Annotated in this window: 23 protein-coding genes and 1 pseudogene; 21 read left to right on the top strand and 3 right to left on the bottom strand. The window is 59.2% G+C overall.

Translation table 11 applies throughout. The features are described from left to right. The 3 genes and pseudogenes from araG to TK42_RS03335 form a co-directional block, all read left to right on the top strand. Positions 1 to 174, top strand: a pseudogene (gene araG / locus TK42_RS03325) (L-arabinose ABC transporter ATP-binding protein AraG); the annotation flags it as partial. Positions 175 to 194: 20 nt separating this feature from the next. Beyond that, complete coding sequence (araH, locus tag TK42_RS03330; protein WP_103733601.1) at positions 195 to 1160, top strand: L-arabinose ABC transporter permease AraH; 966 nt, start codon at positions 195 to 197, stop codon at positions 1158 to 1160. 186 nt (positions 1161 to 1346) lie between these two features. Next, positions 1347 to 2150, top strand: coding sequence for an IclR family transcriptional regulator (locus TK42_RS03335; RefSeq protein WP_032879879.1), 804 nt, complete (start codon positions 1347 to 1349; stop codon positions 2148 to 2150). Here the strand turns inward: TK42_RS03335 and TK42_RS03340 are convergent, their stop codons facing one another. Next, complete coding sequence (locus tag TK42_RS03340) at positions 2151 to 3203, bottom strand: NAD(P)-dependent alcohol dehydrogenase (RefSeq protein WP_032879880.1); 1053 nt, start codon at positions 3201 to 3203, stop codon at positions 2151 to 2153. A 183-nt stretch (positions 3204 to 3386) separates the two neighbouring features. On the opposite strand from TK42_RS03340, the gene TK42_RS03345 reads away from it, so the two are divergent. The 3 genes from TK42_RS03345 to TK42_RS03355 all read left to right on the top strand — a co-directional run bounded on the left by TK42_RS03345 (position 3387) and on the right by TK42_RS03355 (position 6834). After that, the gene (locus tag TK42_RS03345; RefSeq protein ID WP_032879881.1) at positions 3387 to 4280 is read left to right on the top strand and encodes an AraC family transcriptional regulator; all 894 of its coding nucleotides are present in this window, start codon (positions 3387 to 3389) and stop codon (positions 4278 to 4280) included. Positions 4281 to 4446: 166 nt separating this feature from the next. Continuing rightward, the gene (locus tag TK42_RS03350; RefSeq protein ID WP_103733602.1) at positions 4447 to 6519 is read left to right on the top strand and encodes a hypothetical protein; all 2073 of its coding nucleotides are present in this window, start codon (positions 4447 to 4449) and stop codon (positions 6517 to 6519) included. Between the two features lie 12 nt (positions 6520 to 6531). Then, on the top strand, positions 6532 to 6834 hold the full coding sequence (locus TK42_RS03355) for a hypothetical protein (protein WP_103733603.1): 303 nt from the start codon (positions 6532 to 6534) through the stop codon (positions 6832 to 6834). A gap of 107 nt (positions 6835 to 6941) precedes the next feature. Here TK42_RS03355 and TK42_RS03360 read toward each other — a convergent pair whose 3' ends face one another. Beyond that, on the bottom strand, positions 6942 to 8606 hold the full coding sequence (locus TK42_RS03360; protein ID WP_032879883.1) for an electron transfer flavoprotein-ubiquinone oxidoreductase: 1665 nt from the start codon (positions 8604 to 8606) through the stop codon (positions 6942 to 6944). A 484-nt stretch (positions 8607 to 9090) separates the two neighbouring features. Between TK42_RS03360 and TK42_RS03365 the strand changes: the two genes are divergently transcribed. The 14 genes from TK42_RS03365 to TK42_RS03430 all read left to right on the top strand — a co-directional run bounded on the left by TK42_RS03365 (position 9091) and on the right by TK42_RS03430 (position 20668). After that, entirely contained in the window at positions 9091 to 9840 is a 750-nt protein-coding gene (locus TK42_RS03365) for an electron transfer flavoprotein subunit beta/FixA family protein (protein ID WP_005790477.1), read from the top strand. Between the two features lie 2 nt (positions 9841 to 9842). Then, a complete protein-coding gene (locus TK42_RS03370; protein WP_103733604.1) occupies positions 9843 to 10772 on the top strand; it encodes an electron transfer flavoprotein subunit alpha/FixB family protein in 930 nt (309 codons plus the stop codon). Positions 10773 to 10844: 72 nt separating this feature from the next. Beyond that, the gene (locus TK42_RS03375; protein ID WP_103733850.1) at positions 10845 to 11660 is read left to right on the top strand and encodes an ABC transporter substrate-binding protein; all 816 of its coding nucleotides are present in this window, start codon (positions 10845 to 10847) and stop codon (positions 11658 to 11660) included. Between the two features lie 9 nt (positions 11661 to 11669). Continuing rightward, a complete protein-coding gene (locus TK42_RS03380; protein ID WP_005790472.1) occupies positions 11670 to 12032 on the top strand; it encodes a DUF4398 domain-containing protein in 363 nt (120 codons plus the stop codon). Next, positions 12029 to 12841 carry an OmpA family protein gene (locus TK42_RS03385; protein ID WP_005790469.1) on the top strand — a complete coding sequence of 271 codons (813 nt, stop codon included), beginning with the start codon at positions 12029 to 12031 and terminating at the stop codon, positions 12839 to 12841. The genes TK42_RS03380 and TK42_RS03385 overlap by 4 nt, the downstream gene beginning before the upstream one ends. Before the next feature lie 250 nt (positions 12842 to 13091). After that, entirely contained in the window at positions 13092 to 14531 is a 1440-nt protein-coding gene (locus TK42_RS03390) for a PLP-dependent aminotransferase family protein (protein WP_005790467.1), read from the top strand. Between the two features lie 93 nt (positions 14532 to 14624). Further along, the gene (locus tag TK42_RS03395; protein ID WP_078822081.1) at positions 14625 to 15116 is read left to right on the top strand and encodes a translation initiation factor 2; all 492 of its coding nucleotides are present in this window, start codon (positions 14625 to 14627) and stop codon (positions 15114 to 15116) included. Positions 15117 to 15277: 161 nt separating this feature from the next. Further along, the gene (locus TK42_RS03400; RefSeq protein ID WP_005790462.1) at positions 15278 to 15532 is read left to right on the top strand and encodes a YkgJ family cysteine cluster protein; all 255 of its coding nucleotides are present in this window, start codon (positions 15278 to 15280) and stop codon (positions 15530 to 15532) included. Between the two features lie 41 nt (positions 15533 to 15573). Next, on the top strand, positions 15574 to 16179 hold the full coding sequence (locus TK42_RS03405; RefSeq protein WP_103733605.1) for an START domain-containing protein: 606 nt from the start codon (positions 15574 to 15576) through the stop codon (positions 16177 to 16179). A gap of 103 nt (positions 16180 to 16282) precedes the next feature. Continuing rightward, the gene (locus TK42_RS03410; RefSeq protein WP_103733851.1) at positions 16283 to 16519 is read left to right on the top strand and encodes a hypothetical protein; all 237 of its coding nucleotides are present in this window, start codon (positions 16283 to 16285) and stop codon (positions 16517 to 16519) included. 212 nt (positions 16520 to 16731) lie between these two features. Then, the gene (locus tag TK42_RS03415; RefSeq protein WP_005790456.1) at positions 16732 to 17073 is read left to right on the top strand and encodes a ribonuclease E inhibitor RraB; all 342 of its coding nucleotides are present in this window, start codon (positions 16732 to 16734) and stop codon (positions 17071 to 17073) included. A gap of 436 nt (positions 17074 to 17509) precedes the next feature. Continuing rightward, a complete protein-coding gene (locus tag TK42_RS03420) occupies positions 17510 to 18919 on the top strand; it encodes a circularly permuted type 2 ATP-grasp protein (RefSeq protein WP_005790454.1) in 1410 nt (469 codons plus the stop codon). A gap of 4 nt (positions 18920 to 18923) precedes the next feature. Continuing rightward, positions 18924 to 19871 (top strand): alpha-E domain-containing protein, encoded by a 948-nt coding sequence (locus TK42_RS03425; RefSeq protein WP_005790452.1) that lies wholly within the window; start codon positions 18924 to 18926, stop codon positions 19869 to 19871. Continuing rightward, positions 19868 to 20668 (top strand): transglutaminase family protein, encoded by an 801-nt coding sequence (locus TK42_RS03430; RefSeq protein ID WP_005790450.1) that lies wholly within the window; start codon positions 19868 to 19870, stop codon positions 20666 to 20668. Before TK42_RS03425 ends, TK42_RS03430 begins: the two co-directional genes overlap by 4 nt. Before the next feature lie 34 nt (positions 20669 to 20702). Here TK42_RS03430 and TK42_RS03435 read toward each other — a convergent pair whose 3' ends face one another. Further along, positions 20703 to 21509 (bottom strand): cytochrome c, encoded by an 807-nt coding sequence (locus tag TK42_RS03435; protein WP_078822079.1) that lies wholly within the window; start codon positions 21507 to 21509, stop codon positions 20703 to 20705. 651 nt (positions 21510 to 22160) lie between these two features. Between TK42_RS03435 and TK42_RS03440 the strand changes: the two genes are divergently transcribed. Then, positions 22161 to 23366 carry an acetyl-CoA C-acetyltransferase gene (locus tag TK42_RS03440; protein ID WP_032879889.1) on the top strand — a complete coding sequence of 402 codons (1206 nt, stop codon included), beginning with the start codon at positions 22161 to 22163 and terminating at the stop codon, positions 23364 to 23366. The last annotated feature ends 4 nt before the right edge of the window (positions 23367 to 23370 follow it).

The following is a 23370-nucleotide window of genomic DNA, read 5'->3' on the forward strand; positions in this document are numbered from 1 at the left end:
CTGGCGGCCAGCGGCATTGCGGTGATCGTGGTGTCCAGCGACCTGATGGAGGTGATGGGCATTTCCGACCGCATCCTGGTGATGAGCGAAGGCGCCCTGAGCGGTGAACTGCCCCGCGCCCAAGCGGATGAAGCGCGCCTGTTGCAACTGGCGCTCCCGCGTTCGCGGGCTTGAAGAAATGAGAGGGGTTGGCTATGTCTGAAGTTAAAACTGCAAAGGGTTTCTGGCCGGGGTTCAACCAGCGCAAGTTTCTCGACGACTGGGTGATGCTGCTGGCAGCGTTGAGCATTTTTGTACTCAGCGCGGTATTTATCGACAACTTCCTTTCGCCACTGAACATGCGCGGCCTGGGGCTGGCGATATCCACGGTGGGCATCGCCGCGTGCACCATGCTGTTCTGCCTGGCGTCGGGGCACTTCGACTTGTCAGTGGGGTCGGTGATCGCTTGTGCCGGGGTGGTGGCGGGCATCGTGATCCGTGACACCGACAGCGTAGTACTCGGCGTGTCGGCGGCACTGGCCATGGGGCTGGTGGTGGGGCTGATCAACGGCATCGTGATTGCCAAGCTGCGCATCAATGCGTTGATTGCCACCTTGGCGACCATGCAGATCGTGCGCGGCCTGGCGTACATCTTCTCCAACGGCAAGGCAGTGGGGGTGATGAATGAAGATTTCTTCGTATTCGGCAATGGCCAACTGATGGGCGTACCGGTGCCAATCATCATCACTGTGCTGTGTTTCGTGTTCTTCGGTTGGCTGCTCAATTACACCAGCTATGGGCGCAACACCATGGCCATTGGTGGTAATCAGGAAGCCGCGCTGCTGGCCGGGGTGAATGTCGATCGCACCAAGATCATCATCTTTGCCGTGCACGGTTTGATCGGCGCATTGGCCGGGGTGATTCTCGCGTCGCGCATGACCTCGGGCCAGCCGATGATCGGCCAGGGTTTCGAGCTGACAGTGATCTCTGCGTGCGTGCTGGGCGGCGTATCGCTGAGCGGCGGCATCGGCATGATTCGCCATGTGATTGCCGGGGTGCTGATCCTGGCGATCATCGAGAACGCGATGAACCTGAAGAACATCGACACGTTTTACCAGTATGTGATCCGGGGTTCGATCCTGCTGCTGGCGGTCATCATCGACCGCATGAAGCAACGCTAATGTTCGCCCTGTGAAGATTAAACTGTGGGAGCTGGCTTGCCTGCGATAGCGGGCTGTCAGCCAGCCTATCTTTAACTGACCCACCGCCATCGCAGGCAAGCCAGCTCCCACCTTGGATCTCCTGTGTTCAGGAGGGCGGTATTTGCCATAATGCCGCTCGTTTTCGTACTACCACATAGGCCCGATATGCAGGAAAACGCCCACACCCCCGTCAAAGACGCCGCCCCCACCGGTACCCAAACCCTGTTGCGTGGCCTGGGCGTGGTGCACGCGGTGGCGGCTGGTGCGCGGGATCTGAAAGAGATTGCCCGGCGTATCGGCACTACCCGTAGCACCACCCACCGCCTGGCCAGTTGCCTGGTCGAGGAGCGTTACCTGCGCGTGGTGCCGCAGGTTGGTTACCTGCTGGGGCCAAAGTTGATCGAGCTGGGCTTCCAGGCCCGCGAAGAGCTACCGTTGGTAAGCCTGGCGGTACCCTATCTGGACGAGCTGTCGGCGCTCACCGGCGACACCATCCACCTGGCGATCCGTGAATACGACGATGTGCTTTACCTGCACAAGAACCCTGGCCGCAATGGCCCGGAAATGCGCTCGCGGGTCGGCCACCGTATGCCGCTGGCGCGCACCGGTATCGGCAAGGCGTTGTTGCTGGATGATTCGCCGCAGGAGTGGCAGCGCCTGTACCACGCCAGCTTGCCGGCGACGGGCAAAAGCCTGCAATGGCCGCAGCACCCGGAGCAATCCTGGGCGCAGTTCGAACAGCGCATGGGCGAGTATGTAGCGGGCGGGTATGCGTTCGACCTGGAAGACAACGAACCGTCGATCCGTTGTGTGGCCGCGCCGGTGCGCGATGCCGGCGGGCGAATTGTCGCCGGCATCAGCATCGCCAGTACCGTGCCCTACATGCCGCTGGAGAAAATGGCCGAGCTGATCCCTGTGATCAAACAGGTCGCAGCCCGGCTGTCAGCGGAGTTGGGCGCCAAAGCCTGATCAGGCTTTGAGGCTCGCCATGTCGATAACGAAGCGGTACTTCACGTCACCGGCGATCATGCGCGTGTAAGCCTCGTTGATCTGGCGGATGTCGAGCATTTCGATGTCGCAGGTGATGTTGTGCTCGGCGCAGAAATCCAGGACTTCCTGGGTTTCGGCAATGCCGCCGATCAGCGAACCGGCCAGCACTTTACGGCCCAGCACCAGTTTCGCGGCGTTGACGGGCGGGTCTACCGGCTCGATCAGGCCGACCAGGATATGCACGCCGTCAAAGCGCAGTACATCGAGGTAGGGGTTCAGGTCGTGCTGCACCGGGATGGTATCGAGCAGGAAGTCGAAGTGCCCGGCAGCGGCCTTCATCTGCTCGGCATCGGTGGACACGATCACATGGTCGGCGCCCTGACGGCGGCCTTCCTCAGCCTTGCTCGCCGAGCGGGTGAACAGCGTCACCTCGGCGCCCATGGCCTTGGCGAACTTGATTCCCATATGGCCCAGGCCGCCCATGCCGAGAATGCCGACTTTGTCGCCGGCTTTCACGCCGTAGTGCTTGAGCGGCGAGTAGGTGGTGATGCCTGCGCACAGGATCGGCGCAGCGCTGGCCAGGTCGAGCTTGGCCGGGATCTTCACCACGAAGTGTTCGCTGACTACGATGCTGTCGGAGTAGCCGCCCATGGTGTTGCTGCCATCCACGCGGTCCGGGGTGGCGTAGGTCATGGTCGGGCCTTCGAGGCAGTATTGCTCAAGGTCTGACTGGCAGGCTTCGCAGTGGCGGCACGAATCCACCATGCAGCCTACGCCAACCAGATCACCGACTTTATGCGCGGTGACGTTGGCGCCGACGGCGGTGACCTTACCGACAATTTCATGGCCCGGCATCAGCGGGTACACGGCAATGCCCCACTCGTTGCGAGCCTGGTGGATATCGGAGTGGCACACGCCGCAGTAGAGGATCTCGATGGCCACGTCATCGACACGCGGGCTGCGGCGTTCAAACGACATAGGGGCGAGGGGAGTGGTGGCCGACTGGGCGGCATAACCGATGGCGGTGTACATGAAGAAACCTCGCAAAAAAGCAATGACAAGTGAGGCGAGCCATTCTGCGTACCGAGCGCACCGGCGGCCATGGCGATTGCTCCGAGTCTCATGCCTATTCGTCCGACACTGCCTCAAGTTTGGATGTATTGGTCGCCAGACCTGCGATGATGCTCTCATCCCTAATTCGCGAAGTTTTTTGCCATGTTGCTGACCCGCCATCTCGATGCCAATGCCACCCTGGTCGCCTTGATTGAGGGCCTTGCATCCCGCGACGGTTTTTCCCCGACTCACCTGCCCGGTGTAAAGGTATTGCGCGCCAGTTGCGATGTGGCGCGGGGGCCACAGATCTACGAGCCGAGCCTGATGTTCGTGGCCCAAGGCAGCAAAGTCGCGTACTTGGGCCCGCGTACCCTGGAGTATGGCGCCGGGCACTATCTGATCCAGGCGATGCCGGTGCCGTTCGAGTGCGAGACTTTTGCCATGGCGCCCGATGCGCCGCTGTATGGCGTGACGGTGGGCATCGACCGGGTGGTGTTGGGCGAGTTGGTGATTGCGATGGGTATGCAGGCCGGGCCGCCGCCTACGGCGCAGACGTTGGAGTCGATGAGTTCGGTGGTGCTCGATGACGCCATGCGTGGATGCGTCGAACGGCTGTTGCAGTGCCTGCACGATCCGCTGGAAAGCCGGATCATGGGCCCGGCGCGGGTGCGCGAATTGTTGTTCACCGCCTTGCGCGGGCCGCAGGCGGATGTGCTGCGTGCATTGGTGGAACAACAGGGGCAGTTTTCGCGCATCGCCACCTCATTGAATCACCTGCATGCCCATTATGCCGAACCGCTGAATATCGAGACGCTGGCCGGGTATGCGCACATGAGTGCGTCGACCTTTCATGAACATTTCAAGCGTTGCACCTTGTTGTCGCCGGTGCAGTACCTCAAGCGCCTGCGACTATTGAAGGCCCAACAGTTGCTGCTGGTGGAGGGCATGAGCGTGGCGCAGGCGGCGCACAGCGTGGGGTACCAGAGTACGTCGCAGTTCAGTCGCGAATATAAGCGTTACTTTTTGCGTAACCCTGGTGAAGAGCGAGCCGCCTGAGTCTGCCGGGTACGCCTGCCAGACAAGCCTTGCTTGCATGAACATCGAATAGGGAGGCAATACCTGATAACTGTTTAAGCGCGGTGGCAACGGAACTGCTCTGGCTCGTTATGCACTCACGATTGCACCAGGCGAATTAGCGTCTGGGACCAAGGAGGTAGTGCGCGTGAAAGTTCAGCCCCTCACTCATACGATGCTTATCAGCACTCAGCAATCCGTTTCTGCACTGCCTGCAAACCCTGTAACCGCAGGTAAGGTTAACGGTTCGGCAGGCATGAAAGTGAGTGTTGTCAACAACACGACAGTCGCCCCTGACCCGAGTCACGAACTTGATTTTTCCAAGGGTGTAATTTACGGCTCGCTCGATGTAACACCGCCTACCGCAAGGTATACGTTTGGCGAGCGTGAACGGCGAATCAATGCCTATGCTGGTCGCGTTGTTGCGCAGATCCAGACTATGGAAACTGGCGACGAAGGCCAACGCAATATCAGATTCCAGCACCTGCGTCCGTTCTTGGAGCCTGCAGGTTATTTCAGCGGTGGATTGCTGGCGGCGGGGTACGACCCACATCAAAAAATCACGGTGACGTTCCAGTCTTACGTCAAGGAACTCAATGGTGTCTCGCATCTGACTAATCAGGATGAACGCACCTACTTGGCATGGCAAATTGCAGCCGGTGCGTTGAAGCACGATAAAGTGGCGCCGGGGGGCCAGTTGAACGCCCAAGGCATGCATATCAATGCGCAGGCCAAGGATATGATCAACGACCTTGAGGCCCTGGGCAGCGTACTTCAAGGTCATTGGGAGCAAGAAATAGCCAAGCCGATGCGCGACCCTGAGGGCAAGCTCGCAGAGCGCTCGGGGAAAGCGGACGCCTATGTGCTCAAGTGGACATTGCAAGGTCTGCATGACGACAAGGCTACGTTCAGTCAGCTTACGCCGGCGGGCCAGAAAGCCATCATTCGTACACTTGAGGACAATGGAAACGTCGTTGTTCCAAATATATACGGTTACTCTCTGGCAGGTTATGCCTTTGTTCCTTATGTCCATTATCACGGTGATTATGACCATCGACCTGATAAAGGCTTAATGGTCGATTTGAGACGCGGCACTGTCAGTGAACTGCACGGGGATGATGACTTTGCCAAATGGGCTGAAAGAAATCGTGCTCATGTGCAGAACAGTTTCAACGCCCGTGACCGGCAAGGCGGCAAAGACGCGCATTGGCCAAGGGCAGACTACGTGCTGGGGGCGCTTATTCACGGTAATAGCGCCACCTTCCCAGGCAGAAAAAATCTGCTTGCGGATAGGGCCGTACCCGTTCGGGAGACATTCAATTACACCCAATCGAGAGACAGCGATTATTACCTGAAGTTTGGCGATCTGAAGAGCGGCATTGCCTCTCACTTTCAGGCTGTTAACGCAAAAGACGCAAGGTGGGCCGACCAGACTGAGGTCTTTGGTGCGTCGCAGCAGAACTGGAAAGCCGCGAAAGAATTTTGGGGCAATACCTTCGGTTACCTGCCCATCATCGGTAACACCGGCAACATTGTCTTCGGGGTTCATGACGCCGTTGATGGCATGACGCAAAATGATCGAGTAGCCGGCGGTGCCGCAGCGGTGATCTCAGGTTTGCAACTGGCCCATGAAATTGCCATGGCGAAGGCAAATGTAGAGTTGGGAGAACCCTCGTTAACCAATAGCACTGCCGCCCAACACTACCGCTGGGAACTTGACTCACAGACAAACGACCTGCAATTGATGAGAGCGCCCAATGCTGGCGCTTCTTTTCCAGGTATGCGGGAAATCGAGTTAGGTGGCAGACCCTATTACGTCGCCAATGCCCCTGATGCCGGGGACGGCACGCATTACATTTTGCGTGTAGTCGATCCACATGACCCCGACCAGTTGGCCAGTAGCGCCATTGTTGCCAAGCCCGATGCTCAGGGTGTTTGGCGTCGAAGAGGAGTCACGGGCGGTGGGCTGGATGAACTTGAGGGACGATTGAAAGACCCCGTCGGGTTTGGCTCCCGTGCGATGGTGTATGCCGACCCGGACGATGCTGACTATGTGATCAAAGTAACGTTCCCTTTACCGGCTGCCAAGCGCATTGCTGATATGAGAAATGAGGTGGCGTTATTTAACCGATATTATGGAGAACAGCGTGCGACGTTCCTTGGCAGCAATGCTGCTGACACCGTTTCCTATATGCGTATGCCCAAAGTGCCGGGAGAATAGCTTGAGCAACTGATGGTCGGGGATAAAGCCTTGCCAGAGGGCTTATCAGCCAGCGTGTTGAATATGCTGGTCGAATTGGAAAACGCCGGCATTGCTCACAATGATTTGGCCGCAAGGAATATTCTTTACGACGCCAATACTCGCAAGTGTTATCCGGTGGATTTTGGTTCGGCGAAGACGGCAGGGGTTAACCTGGCACAGTCCGATGACCGCTACAGTATTTGGGAGCTCAGGGAGCAGATTCAACCGGATAACCAATCTTTTGAAGAAATGGTCGAATTGTTGGAGTCGTTGAAAACCAATGCCGTCAGTTGAGCCGATCAGCGATTTCAACACCGCTGACAGCGCGTCCACCGGCTGAATCGAAGAAGCCATTGATTCAGCCGGTGCAGCCTGATCGTAGAACCACTATTCGAGCAGCCTTACATATTCGGGTAAGTCGGCCCGCCCGCACCTTCCGGCGTCACCCAGGTAATGTTCTGCGAAGGGTCCTTGATGTCACAGGTCTTGCAGTGCACGCAGTTCTGGGCGTTGATCTGGAAGCGCTTCTCGCCGTCCTCCTTGGTCACCACCTCATACACGCCGGCCGGGCAGTAGCGCTGCGCCGGTTCATCGTAGAGCGGCAGGTTGGTGCCGATCGGGATGCTCGGGTCTTTGAGCTTCAGGTGGCACGGCTGTTCTTCTTCATGGTTGGTACCGGAGATGAACACCGAGCTCAGTTTGTCGAAGCTCAGCTTGCCGTCGGGTTTGGGGTAGGCGATCTTCTGGCTGTCTTTGGCCAGCTTCAGGCAGGCGTAGTCCGGCTTGGTGTCGTGCAGGGTGAAAGGAATCTTGCCGCCGAAAATGTTCTGGTCGAGCCAGTTGAAACCGCCGCCGATGATCGCGCCGAACTTGTGCACGGCCGGGCCGAAATTGCGGCTGGCGAACAGTTCTTCGTACAGCCAGCTGGCTTTGAAGCTGTCGACATACGCGGTCAGTTCATCACCCCCTTCGGATTCGGCAAACAGGCGGTCGGCCACGGCGTCGGCGGCGAGCATGCCGGACTTCATGGCGGTGTGGCTGCCCTTGATCTTGGCGAAGTTCAGGGTGCCGAGGTCGCAACCGATCAGTGCACCGCCCTTGAAGACCATCTTTGGCAACGAGTTCAACCCGCCTTTGCAGATCGCGCGGGCGCCGTAGCTGACCCGCTTGCCGCCTTCCAGGTATTGGGCCAGCACCGGGTGGTGCTTGAGGCGCTGGAATTCATCGAAGGGCGAAAGGAAGGTATTGCTGTAGGACAGGTCGACGATCAGACCGACCACGACTTGATTGTTTTCCAGGTGATAGAGGAACGAGCCACCGGTGTTCTCGTTACCCATGATGTCCAGCGGCCAACCGGCGGTGTGCACCACCAGGCCTGGCTGGTGCTTGGCTGGATCGATTTCCCAGATTTCCTTGAGGCCGATGCCGTAGTGCTGGGCGTCGGCGTCGCTGTCCAGGTTGAAGCGCTGGATCAGTTGCTTGCCGATGTGCCCGCGGCAACCCTCGGCGAACAGAGTGTATTTGCCACGCAGCTCCATACCTGGGGTGTACAGGCCGTCTTTGGGCTTGCCTTCGCGGTCGACGCCGAGGTCGCCAGTGATGATCCCGCGCACCACGCCGTTTTCATCGAACAGGGCTTCCTGGGCGGCGAAGCCTGGGTAGATTTCCACGCCCAGGTTTTCGGCCTGCTGGGCCAGCCAGCGGCACAGGTTGCCCAGGGAAATGATGTAGTTGCCTTCGTTGTGCATGGTCTTGGGCACAAAGAAGTCGGGAACCTTGGTGGAAGTATCGCCGCTGCGCAGTACATAGATGTCATCGCGCACCACCGGGGTGTTGAGCGGGGCGCCGAGCGCTTTCCAGTCCGGGAACAGTTCGTTCAGGGCGCGGGGTTCAAACACGGCACCGGAGAGGATGTGGGCGCCGACTTCGGAGCCTTTCTCGACCACGCAGACGCTGATTTCCTTACCGGCTTCGGCGGCCTTCTGCTTCAGTCGGCAGGCGGCAGACAGGCCAGCCGGGCCGGCGCCGACGATGACCACGTCGAATTCCATGTATTCGCGTTCCACAGGCTATCTCCTACTCAAGGCTCAACAGGCTTTTTTTTCTAATGGGTGGAGGTTCGGTAGCGTCATGCACAACGGCACGACCCACCTGTCTCTCTAGGTGGCGCATTATATATAGACCACTGGCAGCGTCCAATACAAACGTTTGTTTGAATTGCCCGCAGCCTAGGTAAATCAAAGCAACGGGGCTTATGACTGACCATTTTGCCGTATTGACCAGAATAGGCGTTCCGGTCAAGATACGGTCGGTTTCGCGCTTCCCGTAGGCAGACTGCAGGTTTCAAGAGCACGTCCAAAGGTAAGCTGGTGTGCAGTTTACACGCCGCGATAAAGAATGACCTCTCAGTCACCGCTGACGAACGGTCATCATTTTCCCGTGTGCAAGGCCACTGCCGAGGTCTTTGGAGGTGCCCTTGTGTGCCGATGAGCATCAACCGCCAGGTTCGCCTAGGCGACTTTCTTTTCACCGGAGAGTAACGAGGAATCCATGAAGGTTCTTGTAGCTGTCAAACGCGTTGTCGATTACAACGTGAAAGTTCGCGTCAAGGCGGACAATTCCGGCGTCGACCTTGCTAACGTCAAGATGTCGATGAACCCTTTCTGCGAAATCGCTGTGGAAGAAGCCGTACGCCTGAAAGAGAAAGGCGTTGCGACTGAAATCGTCGTGGTGTCCATCGGTCCGACCACTGCCCAAGAGCAGCTGCGTACCGCTCTGGCCCTGGGCGCCGACCGCGCCATTCTGGTGGAGTCCGCTGAAGAACTGACTTCCCTGGCCGTTGCCAAACTGCTCAAGGCAGTTGTCGACAAGGAACAGCCTCAGCTGGTGATCCTGGGCAAACAAGCCATCGACAGCGACAACAACCAGACTGGCCAGATGCTGGCTGCACTGACCGGTTACGGCCAGGGTACCTTTGCTTCGAAAGTCGAAGTGAGTGGCGACAGCGTTGCGGTCACCCGTGAAATCGACGGCGGCGCCCAGACGGTTTCCCTGAAACTGCCGGCCATCGTCACCACCGACCTGCGTTTGAACGAGCCGCGCTATGCGTCCCTGCCAAACATCATGAAAGCCAAGAAGAAGCCGCTTGAATCGGTGACTCCGGATGCTTTGGGCGTTTCCACCGCCTCCACCAACAAGACCATCAAAGTTGAAGCGCCGGCTGCACGCAGCGCAGGCATCAAGGTCAAGTCGGTGGCTGAACTGGTCGAGAAACTGAAAAACGAAGCGAAGGTGATCTGATCATGGCTATCCTCGTAATCGCTGAACACGACAACAAGGTGCTGGCCCCGGCCACCCTGAACACCGTGGCTGCCGCCGCTAAAATCGGTGGTGACATCCACGTACTGGTTGCAGGCCAAGGCGCTGGCGCCGTGGCTGAAGCGGCTGCAAAAATTGCAGGCGTGAGCAAAGTCCTGAACGCTGACAATGCCGCTTACGCGCATCAGTTGCCGGAAAACGTGGCTCCTCTGGTTGCAGAGCTGGGCAAAAGCTACAGCCACATCCTGGCTGCCGCTACTTCCAACGGCAAAAACATCCTGCCACGCGTTGCCGCGCAGCTGGACGTTGACCAGATCTCCGAGATCATCTCGGTAGAAAGCGCTGACACCTTCAAGCGCCCGATCTACGCCGGTAACGCCATCGCTACCGTGCAGTCCAACGCCTCGGTCAAGGTCATCACCGTACGCGCCACCGGTTTCGACCCGGTTGCCGCCGAAGGTGGTTCGGCCGCCGTTGAAGCCGTCTCCGCTACCCACGACGCGGGTACTTCCAGCTTTGTTGGCGAAGAGCTGGCCAAGTCGGACCGTCCTGAACTGACCGCCGCCAAGATCGTCGTTTCCGGCGGGCGTGGCATGCAGAATGGTGACAACTTCAAACACCTGTACGCCCTGGCCGACAAGCTGGGCGCTGCGGTCGGCGCTTCCCGCGCAGCCGTGGACGCAGGCTTTGTACCCAACGACATGCAGGTCGGCCAGACCGGCAAGATCGTTGCGCCACAGCTGTACATTGCCGTCGGTATTTCCGGTGCGATCCAGCACTTGGCCGGTATGAAAGACTCCAAGGTGATCGTTGCGATCAACAAGGACGAAGAAGCACCGATCTTCCAGGTGGCCGATTACGGCCTGGTGGCGGACTTGTTCGAAGCCGTACCAGAGCTTTCGAAGCTGGTCTAATCCAGCTGCTTCACTTATAAAGAGCCCGGTCTTATGACCGGGTTTTTTTTTACTTATCAGGAGAACCTTGCCATGGAGTTGCGCCCCTGGACTTTACTGCTGGGCCTCACGCTGCTGCCGAGCCTGTCATTCGCCGCCGGCAAATGCGAACGCCTGGTGATCACCGGCAGCCCGGACGCACCGCCCTTGCTGTGGCGCGACCCCCAGGACCCCACGCACCTGATCGGCGCTACCGCCGACGTGTTGCAACAAGTGGGCAAGGACCTTGGGTTGAAAATCGACCTGCTCTACGGCGGCAAACGCTCCCTGGCCTTGGATGAGGCGCGCAGCGGGCGCATGGATATTCTCGCTGATGCTCCACTGAATCTCGGTGAGCTGGACAACTTCGACTACATCCATCCGGCGTTGATGCAGACCGACTACCTGGTCTGGACGCGCAGGGAGTCGCCGCTGGCCTATACCACGGCGGCTGACCTGCACGGCCACAAGGGTGCGGTATCGGAGCGCGCCCGTTTGAGCGCTGAATTCGAAACCTTCGCCGGCCGACAGCTCAGCCTGCAACGCCTGCCGAATCTCACGCCGGCGTTCCAGAAACTGTTACTGGGGGAGGTGGACTACGTGCTGGCGGGACGCTATTCCGGCATGGCCATGGCCCAGACCTTGGGCATGAGTAACGACTTGGTTGCCCATGAGGTGCCTGTCGATCAGCCCGGGTTGTACCTGGCGATTTCCCATAACTCGGCGTGCAATGATCCTTGGCTGCGCGGACAGCTGACCAAAAAGATGACAGAATTGCCCGCGTCCGGTGTCGCGCAAGCCGCGCTGCAGCGCAATCTGGAGCGCTGGAAAGCGCAATTGCAACAACCCGTCGGCACCCCAACAAAGTAGGGATTTACAGTGATTTTTCGACCTCTTTTCGCGGCCCTCGCCGTTGTCGCTCTGGCGGGATGTGCAACCGATCCTGCGCCGAATGAACAAATGCGCCTGACCCAGCAAGCCCTGGAGCAAGCCAACGCGGTCGGGGTCAACGCCGATGAATCGCCCGAACTGAAACTGGCTGAAGAAAAATTCGCCAGGGCCAAGTCCAACATGGCCGACCAATCCTACAAGCGCGCGCGTATGCGGGCCGAGCAGGCCGAGCTGGATGCGCGCCTGGCCGAGGCAAAAGTGCTGACCGCCAAGAGCCAGGAACAATTGAACGTGCTTAATACCCGTATCACTCGCCTGCGCAAGCAACTGCAATTGGGAGACGCGCAATGAGCCCGATGATCCGTGGTTTGAGCTGTGCGTTGCTCTTGGGCAGCGCGGCACTGGGCGGATGCGCCAGCCAGCCCAGCAGCGAGCAGGCATTGCAACAGGCGGGCGATGACTTCCAGAAGGTCAAGGAAGACTCCAATGTGCTGCGCTTTGCGCCCAAGGATGTGATCCGCGCCGGCGAGTCCCTGGCCCGTGCCGATCGCCTGTCCAGCTACTGGGGCAGCGGCTCCGACGTGGTGCATTACGCCTACCTGAGCCAGCGCTACAGTGCCATCGCCCGCGAACACACCGAGCAGGGCCTCAATGCCGAGCGCGGCACCCAGCTCGAGTTGGAGCGTCAGCGCCTGCAACTGGCCCTGCGCGAAAACAAGCTGGCCAGTGTGCAGCAGCAGGGCAAGTGGGTTGAAGCGCAGATCGCCAGCCTCACCACCCAGACCGACCGAGGCCTGGTGATGACCCTGGGGGATGTGTTGTTCGATACCGGCGAAGCCGAACTGCAAAACTCGGCCAGCCGCACCGTGCTCAAGATCGTGCAGTTTCTGCAACTGAACCCCAAGCGTCGGGTGCGTATCGAGGGCTACACCGACAACACCGGAGGCGAGCAGGAGAACCTCAAACTGTCTCGTGACCGCGCCCAATCGGTGGCAGACCTGTTGATGGACCTGGGTGTCGACGACAAGCGTATCGAAGTCCAGGGTTACGGTGACCAGTACCCGGTAGAAGCCAATGCCTCCGAGCGTGGCCGCGCGCAGAACCGCCGGGTGGAAATCGTGTTCTCTGACGAGAAGGGCCAACTGGGTGCCGCTCGCTAAAGTCTGACGCAATTGCATGTGGGAGGGGGCTTGCTCCCGATAGCGGTAGTTCAGTTGCAACATCTTCGACTGATACACCGTCATCGGGAGCAAGCCCCCTCCCACATTTTGTCACGCGTACTCCCTTCACAGTTTTTGCTGTCACTACGGTTCGCGCTCGATTATTGTGTTAACTGTCCCCGTACACTTCTAAACTGTGCTGGTATGTTTCACACAAAAATAAAATAGCCGTGAAATCGAGTGCTGCGTCATGACCAATCTGTTGCTTTACCAACGTATTGCCCAGCAACTGGCTGAGGATATCCGGCGCGGTGTCTACCAACCGGGAGAGCGCGTGCCCTCTGTGCGCAAGATGAGCTCCCAGCTCAATGTGAGCCATGCCACGGTGTTGCAGGCCTACGCCAACCTGGAAGACCAGGGGTTGATTCGGGCGCGGCCGCAATCGGGTTATTACGTGCACCAGACCCCGGCACTCACGGCGCCGACGCCAGACATCGCCCGGGTCGAGCGCCCGGGGCTGGTCACCCGCAGCAGCATCATCCAGCAGGTGTTGGTCGAGTCACGCCGTGAAGGCGTATTCCCCCTGGGCGCTGCGGTGCCGAGTGTGGACTACCTGCCGGTACGGGCGCTGCACCAGCAGTTGGCCAAGGTCACGCGGTTCCAGAGCCCACGGGCCTTCAGCTACATGTTCAGCCCCGGCTTTGAACCGTTGCGTCGCCAGGTGGCGATCCGAATGCGCGATGCCGGCGTAGTCGTGGATCCGTCCGAAGTGGTGATCACCCACGGCTGCGTCGATGCGTTGCAGATGTCCTTGCGCGTGCTGACCCGGCCCGGCGACTTGATCGCCGCCGAATCACCGACTTACTACGGCTTGCTGCAACTGGCCGATTTGCTCGGCCTCAAAGTCATCGAGATCCCCAGCGACCCCGCCACAGGCATGAGCCTGGAAGCCCTGCAATTGGCGGCCAACCAATGGTCGATCAAAGCGTTGGTGCTGACTACGCGCCTGAGCAACCCCTTGGGCGGCACCATGCCGGAGGAGCGGCAGAAGCAATTGCTGCGCCTGGCGTCGGATTTCGATATCCAGATCGTCGAGGACGATATCTATGGCGAGCTGATGTTCGAACTGGGCCGCACCAAGGCCCTGAAAGCCTATGACCGTCTTGACCGGGTCATCTATTGTTCGAGTTTTTCCAAGACCTTGTCCCCGGGCGTACGCATCGGCTGGATGATCGCCGGCAAGTACCAGCAGGAGATTCAGCGCCTGCAAATGTTCAGCACTCACTCCGCCTGCAGCGTCACGCAGATGGGCGTGGCGGCGTACCTGGAAAACGGCGGCTACGACCGTCACCTGCGTTACATTCGCCAGGAATACCGCAAGAACCTCAGCGCCTTCCAGCTGGCGGTGCAGCAATATTTCCCCGAAGGCACCCAGATGACCCGTCCGACCGGCGGCTTTATCCTGTGGGTCAGTTTGCCGGGGCGGGTCAATACCCAGGAGCTGCACGTGCGTGCCCTGCAACAGGGCATCAGCATTGCACCAGGGCTGATCTTCAGTAATACCGAACAGTTCAACCACTGCATCCGTCTCAATTGCGGCACCCCGTGGAACCGCGAGGCAGAGCGGGCGTTGATGACCCTGGGCATGCTTGCCAGCCAGCTGTGCCAGGAAACTGCAGCAGGCTTTTGAGGGGGGCAGAGGGGACAACATTGATCTGCGCCCTTGTCATGCCACGCACAACAAGCGAGCATATGGCCTTCTGCCGTTAATGCTGTTGGCGATATGACGTCTATTTTCCGTGTAACTTTGGTGATTGGCCTGTTAAGCCTGTGCAACGTCTGCACTGTGCTGGCTGCAACGCCGGTGGCTGACGTTAAGCCCGCCGCAAGTGCCGAGCAGAAAACGTCGGCCAAGCAGCCAACGCCCGCAAAAAAAGCCCCAGCCACCGTGAAAAAAGCGGTGAAGACCAAAAAGCGCGCACCTGTGGCGAGCAAGTCCAAGTCGGCCCATGAAGTGGCCCAGACCAAACTGCCACCGGCACAGTTGGACCTGTCCCTGCCTTCGGACATGGTCAGGCACTTGCAGCCGATCGGCACCATGCCCAAACCCAAGAGCGTGCCCTTGCTGCCGCCGATGTTTGGCGAAAAGCCCACCGATAACAGCGCGTTCCAGATCAACGGCCGCTTGCTCAGCAATGAGATGAAGCTGCAACTGCGTAACGATGAGCGTCGCGATGTAGAAGGCGCCGCGCTGGATTTCGAATTCAAGCAATAAACTGTTCAGTCACAGGTGACCCGGGTTGCCGACCATCTGTCGTAGACTGGTCGGTCATCTTTGTTTTGTGCGAAAAACCCCTGTTGGACCATTTTAAAACGGCTGTTTAAGGGCGTACTCTAGCCCGGCCATCCTATTGAGTCGTCGAGGACCTGCTGGTCATGAAATGCCGTGAAGGCTGTGGCGCATGCTGCATCGCCCCCTCCATCAGTTCACCGCTGCCGGGAATGCCCCAGGGCAAACCTGCAGGCGTGCGTTGCCTGCACCTGTCGGTGGAACAACTGTGCCAGCTGTTCGGTCAACCGGAACGTCCGGCGGTGTGCAGTGATTTCAAGGCGGATATCGAGGTCTGCGGTAACGACCAGGCCGATGCGATTCGCTTGATCGGCTGGTGGGAGCAAATGACGGCGGCTTGATGGGCTTTACTATCGGAACTTCAACAACAAGGAATACAACGATGGGTTCGCTGAAACGAATGGCTGTGGTGTGCGGTTTTACGATGATGTTCGCGGCCACTGCCCAGGCTGAGGATTGGCAAGTTGCCAAGGACGAAGACGGCATCAAGATTTCGCTGAGCGAAATGGCCGGCTCCAAGTACAAAGCCTATCGCGGTGTGACGGTAATCAAGGCCCCCGTCGCCAAAATCCAGGCTTTGCAGGAAGACGTCGCGGGGGCCTGCGTGTGGATCCATGAATGCAAATCCCAGAAACTCGTCGACAAGAAAGGCGACGAGGCATGGACCTACACCCAGTTCAAGGCGCCGTTCCCTGTGACGGATCGTGATTCGTATATCCACGTCACCACCACCAAAGCCGCTGACGGTAGCGTTACGCGCAAGCTGGTAGGCGTGCCGACTTACAAGCCTGAAGAAAAAGGCTACGTGCGAGTGGCCCAGGTTGATGGCTTCTGGAAACTGGTGCCCAAAGGTGCCAATGAAACTGAAGTGACCTACCAGGTACACACCGAGCCAGGCGGCAGCGTACCGTCGTGGTTGGCCAACAAGTTCGTGGTGGACGCGCCGTTCAACACCTTGAAAGCCCTGAAGGAACACGCTGAAAAATAAGCGCTGTTGATCAGGTGCCTCCGGGCTTGAGTGGAACGTTTGGCGAGCCCTCAAGGTCCAGATAAATGTAAGCCCACCAATGGGTTTTATCGAGGAGGCACCGATGCAAAAGTGGCAGATTACCTTCGTTGATGATCACGGTGTGAAGTCCGTGGAGCAGTTCACCTGCGAACAAAAGCCCAGCCTCGAAGATGCGGCGCATATGATTCGCAACAAGCTGGTGCCAGTGGCTGCCGAGCTCGACCTCAATGATCTCGAGGGCCGTAAGCCCGAGCCAACGGTAAAGATTCTTAAAGACCAGAACAGTATCCAGATTCTCGATATTTCTCCCTCCGTCTGAATATTCCCTGTCTGCCTTTCAAGCACCTCTGGTGGAGGTGATAGCTTCGCGCTACTCTGCAATCGAGATCAGCGAATGAATCGCTAAGGTCTGGTCTTGTCAGCTACATGCTTGTTTTCCAGCGGTGTTGTTCCTGCCGTAGTACTCGCGCCAGCAGGGCGCGAGCTTCGGGAAGCACGGAAAGTCTATCCATCATTTGAGGAGCACTTTTCATGAGCACAGCCTATCAAGAAGACATCAGCACCAACGTTCTGCGCCGCATGAAAGAAGGCGGTTTTGATTTTTCGCGTTTTCACCCCATCGAGTTCTACGCCATTTTCCCGGATGAGGAACGGGCGCGCAGGGCTGCGGGTCGATTTCGTGGAGAGTCCCTGAATGCCCAGGTCAGTGCGCGCGATGACGGCGCCTGGTACCTGGAGCTGAGCAAGGTCATGTTCGCCACCTACGACGGTATAGGAGACTTTGAGCAAGACTTTGAAGCGGTGGTCGAACCGCTCGGCGGCATCATCGAAGGATGGGGCGTCAAGCAGGAGGTGCGTGGGTTACCCATGTAGCAAGTGTTATGAGCAGCGCAGCGTATCGGCTGACCTTTGGGTCGGCCGTTTTTGTTTGCAGGGCTGCACATCGCAGTCTTGCGCGCAAAAAAAACCACCCGGATAGGGTGGCGGAAAGGGAACCTTGAGGAGTAAATCAGTACAACAGGTAACACATTACCGATTGCGCAAAAGCGTTGGCTGTAGGACATCTCCTGATCAGCTGATGGAAGCGATTATGTGCGGTGTCCGCCGAGCCGTGAAATCAACTCTGACTATGCTGTTGATAGTCAAAGCGCGCGTTGCAATGAAGCACCCCACATCACAGCGGGCGTTCTGCGCACCAGGACGGTGCGGCGAAGCCGCTTGGTTTATTCAACTCATTGATAACCAAGTGTTTATGTCGATGGCACGGGCCTTGCGAAGGTTCTTGCGTCCCAGTGACAAGGAGTACGGCATGATCCGCACTTATTACGATGAAATGTACGATGGGGCAGGGCAGGTGCGCGCCCATTACCGCGAGTTCGCCCGCTGGCTCGCCGATACCCCTGCCGAACTGCTGGCCCAGCGTCGGCGCGAAGCCGATTTGCTGTTCCACCGCGCCGGCATCACCTTCACCCTCTACGGAGACGAGCAGGGCACCGAACGCCTGATCCCCTTCGACACCATCCCGCGCAGTATTCCCGCCAGTGAATGGCGGATCGTCGAACGTGGATGTATCCAGCGGGTCAAGGCGTTGAACATGTTCCTCGCCGACCTGTATCACGAACAGCGCATCATCAAGGCCGGTATCGTGCCCGCCGAACAGGTGCTGGCCAACGAGCAATACCAGTTGGCAATGCAGGGGCTGGATCTGCACCGCGATCTGTATTCCCACATCTCTGGGGTAGACCTCGTACGTGATGGCGATGGCACCTACTACGTGCTGGAAGACAACCTGCGCACGCCCAGCGGTGTCAGCTACATGCTCGAAGACCGCAAGATGATGATGCGTCTGTTCCCCGAGTTGTTCGCCGCCCAGCGCATCGCGCCCATCGACCATTACCCCAACCTGCTGCTCGATACCCTCAAAAGCGCCAGCCCTCTGGATAACCCCAGCGTGGTGGTGCTGACCCCGGGGCGCTTCAACAGTGCGTTCTTTGAGCATGCCTTCCTGGCCCGGGAAATGGGTGTGGAACTGGTGGAGGGCGCGGATTTGTTTGTGCGTGATGATCGCGTGTTCATGCGCACCACCGACGGCCCCAAGGCTGTCGATGTGATCTACCGCCGCCTCGACGATGCTTTCCTCGACCCCTTGGCATTCAACCCCGACTCGATGCTCGGTGTCCCTGGCCTGCTTGCGGCCTATCGCTGTGGCAATGTGGTGCTGGCCAATGCCATCGGCACCGGGGTCGCGGACGATAAATCGGTGTATCCGTTCGTGACAGAAATGATCCGTTTCTATCTGGATGAAGAACCGATCCTGCAGAACGTTCCGACTTTTCAATGCCGCAAGCCTGACGAACTGTCCCACGTACTGGCTAATCTGCCCGACCTGGTGGTCAAGGAAACCCAGGGCTCCGGTGGCTACGGCATGTTGGTTGGCCCGGCGTCCACGACGGCCGAAATCGAAGCGTTCCGTGCGCGTATCAAGGCCAAGCCCCACGCCTATATCGCACAGCCGACCCTGTGCTTATCCACCTGCCCGACCTTCGTCGAAAACGGTATCGCGCCCCGGCATATCGACCTGCGCCCGTTCGTGTTGTCCGGCAAGGAAACCCGGGTGGTGCCTGGCGGCCTGACCCGCGTGGCGCTGCGCGAAGGTTCGCTGGTGGTCAACTCGTCCCAGGGCGGCGGCACCAAAGATACCTGGGTGGTCGAGGACTGATGCCATGCTGAGTAGAACTGCCTCGGATTTGTACTGGATGTCTCGCTATCTGGAACGCGCAGAAAACCTCGCGCGTATGCTGGATGTCAGCTATTCGCTGTCGCTGATGCCCCAGGATGGGCGCGGCGATGGCCTGCACGAACTGGCCATGCCGTTGTTGATCACTGGCACGCTGGAGGATTATCACGAGCGTCATGGCGAACTTCATGCCGAACGGCTGCTGCATTTTTTCGCGCTGGATGCGGCCAACCCGGCCAGCATCTACAGCTGCCTTGGCGCCGCGCGGGCCAGCGCCCATGCGGTGCGTGGGCGTATTACCGCCGACATGTGGGAAAACATCAACGCCACCTGGCTGGACATTCGTGACATCGCCCAGCAAGGGCTGAGCCACTACGGTATGAGCCGGTTTTGTGAGTGGGTCAAGGAGCGTTCCCACCTGTTCCGCGGCGCCACCTACGGCACCATCATGCGTAACGATGCCTTCCGCTTTATCCGCCTGGGTACCTTTATCGAGCGCGCCGATAACACCCTGCGCCTGCTGGATGCCCGCTATGAAATGGCCGGCGACCAGGCGGCGGTCAGCGATGGCACCGCTCACGCGTATTACCAGTGGAGCGCATTGCTGCGTGCGCTGTCGTCATTCGAGGCGTACACCGAAATTTATCGTGATGCCCCAGGTGCCCGGCAGGTTGCCGAGCTGCTGCTGTTACGTGCTGATGTCCCGCGTTCACTGCGGGCGTGCAGTGAAGAGATCGACCAGATCCTCGCCAGCCTGCCCGGTCTCAACGGCCGCCCGGCCCAGCGCCTGGCCGCCGAGATGGATGCGCGCCTGCGCTTCACCGCCATCGACGAAATCCTTGAGGAAGGCCTGCACGCCTGGCTGACCGACTTTATCCCCTTGGTCCGCCAGTTGGGCGACGCCATCTACAGTTCTTACCTGGAGGCGGCATGAGACTCTCCATCAGCCACGAAACCACCTACCACTACGAAGACCAGGTACGTGCCAGCATTCAATACCTGCGCCTTACACCCCACGACAGTGAGCGCCAGCACGTGCTCAGCTGGCAACTCGACCTGCCGCGCCCGGTGCGCGCCCAAGTAGACCCCTTCGGCAACATCCTGCATGTGCTGACCCTGGATGAACCCCACGACGCCATCATCATCGGAGCCCGCGGCCAGGTAGAAATTGATGAGTTGCGCGAGGCCGAGCACGAAAGCCAGTCGCCCTTTCCGTTCCTGCGCAGCACGCGCCTCACCGAGCCCGACGAAGCCTTGCGCCGGTTTGCCGAACAACACTGCCATCAGCGTCGCGACCGCACCGCGTTGATCGACCTGATGCAGGCCCTCAACCAAGCGATGATCTACACGCCAGGTGCGACTGCCGTCGATACCTGCGCCGCCCAAGCCTTCGCGGGCGCGGCGGGCGTGTGCCAGGACCACACCCATGCGTTCCTGGCCTGCGCGCGCAGCCTGGGGATTGCTGCGCGGTATGTGTCGGGGTATTTGTACACCGAAGACAGCGCGCACCTGGCCAGCCATGCCTGGGCCGAAGCCTGGCTGGATGGCGCCTGGTACAGCTTTGACGTGACCAACCAACTGGCCCGTCCGGAGCGGCATTTGAAGCTCGCCGTGGGCCTGGACTACCTCGACGCCTGCCCGGTACGCGGTATGCGCCGTGGCGGCGGGCATGAGCAGATGCATGCCAAGGTATTTGTAGCCCCGACCTTGGTTTCCGTGCAGCAGCAATAAACTTCCTGAGCACAGCAGGCCAGATGTGGGAGGCTTAAGGTTGCTGTTTACGCCCCGCCATATGCTGCAAATACCCCACCAGCAAATCCAGTTCGTGGTCTGGCAACACGCTGGCGGCAAATGCCGGCATCTTGGCCTGTGGCCAGTGCCTCAGGCTTTGTGGGTCGCGGATGTAGCGCTTGAGGAAATCGCCACCGAAATACTCGGTCGGGTTATAGGGAATATTCAGGTCCGGCCCCATTTGCGCATCGCCGGCACCATTGAGGCGATGGCAAGCCAGGCAGTTCTTCTGGAATAACGCAAAGCCTTGGTTCACCGGGTCATCCGCCGCCAGCTTCGGGTCGGGCAGCAACGCTGGAAAGCGCTCGGCGACCGTCTGCAATTGCTTGATCGTGGAAATCTGGAAGGGCCATTGTTCCGGGCTGATATGCCCGGCTTGGGGGTTGGTCCACACCAGGTAGAACGGCCCGGCGCTGGGTTTTCCTTGCGCCAGCGCCGGCCACGGATGGGCCGGGTCTTCCACGGCCAGCCAGGCGCGTGCACCGGTTTTTTCCAACAAGGGCGCGGCGGTGAGTTCGGCGGCAAAGCCATCAAGGGCAACGGCTTGCAGGTGGTTCGCAGGCTTCAGGCCCGGCAGGAGTACCGCCAGGGGCACCGCGCGATAGGTCATGTCGCGCTTGTAAGACACGTCGTCGACGATTTGTACGTCCTGCGCCTCGGGGTGCTTGAGCAACTGCGCGGTCTGCCAGGTCTTGCTGGCGTGGTCCAGCTCAATGGTCAATTGCGCAGCCGCAGCGGGTAGGCTCAGCAAAGCAGTAAAAAAAGCGAGGATCAGTTTCAAGGCACAGGCCCGACGATAAATGGCGATAGCGCACAAGATACCCGAAACGCACAGGTAAAAAGACAGCGCCCGCAACGGTAGCGCTAAGCGCAGTATCCCGGCAGGTGCTGCCAAACGCTGCTGGTCCGGTGCTGTGTGAGCACGAAGACCGGGTGCTGGGTCGTCACCCGATAACCTTGGTTAAATTGGGCAAGATCAGAATCAGTGTGGTGGCGAACAGAATAAGTCCCGCCTGACGTACTTTCGAATGTTTGAACATGGCTGACTGCCTATTTGTTGTTATTCCTGAGCGTCAAATGCGTGCCGGTTTATTTCAGTATCGCGAGATGACATTGCACTTTTCTTACAACTGCTCCAGCAAAACCCGGCAGCAGTGTCCTACAGGTTCAACCTTAGAGCGCCCGATCTTCTTCGCTTAGATCCATTCCATATCAGCTAATCAGCATTTGCGCTAAAAACGGCATGAGGCTTATTGCCATCTTGGCGCGAGCCCTAGGGCTAGACAGCTAAAACGATTAATCAGGTAATTCCCGTAGCTACCTACCGTTCGTCCGAGCGAGGGGGTCAAAAGCAATGAGCGCATCCGTCATTGAAACCGTGTCAATCGGGCCTAAGGTAGGGGGCATACACCCACAGCGGTTCGAGGATGTCATGACCCAAGCTTTGATCTTTGATGCGATACGCACGCCCCGGGGCAAAGGCAAGGCCGATGGTGCCTTGCACAGCGTCAAACCGGTAAACCTGGTGGCCGGCTTGCTCACGGCGCTGGCACAACGCAGCGACCTCGACACCCGCCAAGTGGATGACATCGTCCTGGGCTGCGTCACGCCGGTGGGCGACCAGGGCGCCGATATCGCCAAGACCGCCGCCCTGGTGGCGGACTGGGACATCAGCGTCGCCGGCGTCCAGGTCAATCGCTTCTGCGCCTCGGGGCTGGAAGCAGTCAACCTGGGGGCAATGAAAGTGCGTTCCGGCTTCGAAGATCTGGTCGTGGTGGGTGGCGTCGAATCCATGTCCCGCGTGCCCATGGGCAGCGATGGCGGCGCCTGGGTGCTCGACCCGCAAACCAATATGCACAGCCACTTCACCCCTCAAGGTATTGGCGCTGACCTGATTGCCACGCTGGAAGGGTTCACTCGCCAGGATGTGGACAGCTTTGCCCTGCAGTCACAACAGAAGGCCGCCAGGGCGCGGGCGGACGGTTCCTTCAACAAGTCGTTGATCGCGGTGCAGGATCAGAACGGCATCGTGCTGCTGGATCATGACGAATTTATCCGCGGCGACTCGACCCTCGAAGGCTTGGGCAAGCTCAAGCCCAGCTTCGAAATGATGGGCCAGATGGGCTTTGATGCTACCGCGCTGCGGGTCTACAGCCATGTGGAACGCATTGACCATGTGCACACACCGGGCAACAGCTCCGGCATCGTTGATGGCGCGGCATTGATGTTGATCGGCTCCGAGGCCAAGGGGCGCGAGTTGGGCCTGCAACCGCGGGCGCGCATTGTCGCCACGGCAGTCACCAGCACCGACCCGACCATCATGCTCACCGGCCCCGCACCCGCCACCCGCAAGGCGCTGGCCAAGGCCGGCCTGCGGGTAGAAGACATCGACCTGTTCGAAGTCAACGAGGCGTTTGCCTCGGTGGTGCTCAAGTTCATCAAAGACATGGGCATCGACGCCGCACGGGTCAACGTCAACGGCGGCTCTATAGCCATGGGCCACCCGTTGGGCGCCACCGGTTGCGCAATTCTCGGCACCTTGCTCGACGAGCTGGAGGTGCGCCAGCAACGCTACGGCCTGGCCACCCTGTGTGTCGGCGGTGGCATGGGTATCGCCACCATCATCGAACGCCTCTGAGCCC

The organism is Pseudomonas sp. GZJR-8 (assembly GCF_002916705.1).
Taxonomy (GTDB): Bacteria; Pseudomonadota; Gammaproteobacteria; order Pseudomonadales; family Pseudomonadaceae; genus Aquipseudomonas; species Aquipseudomonas synxantha_A.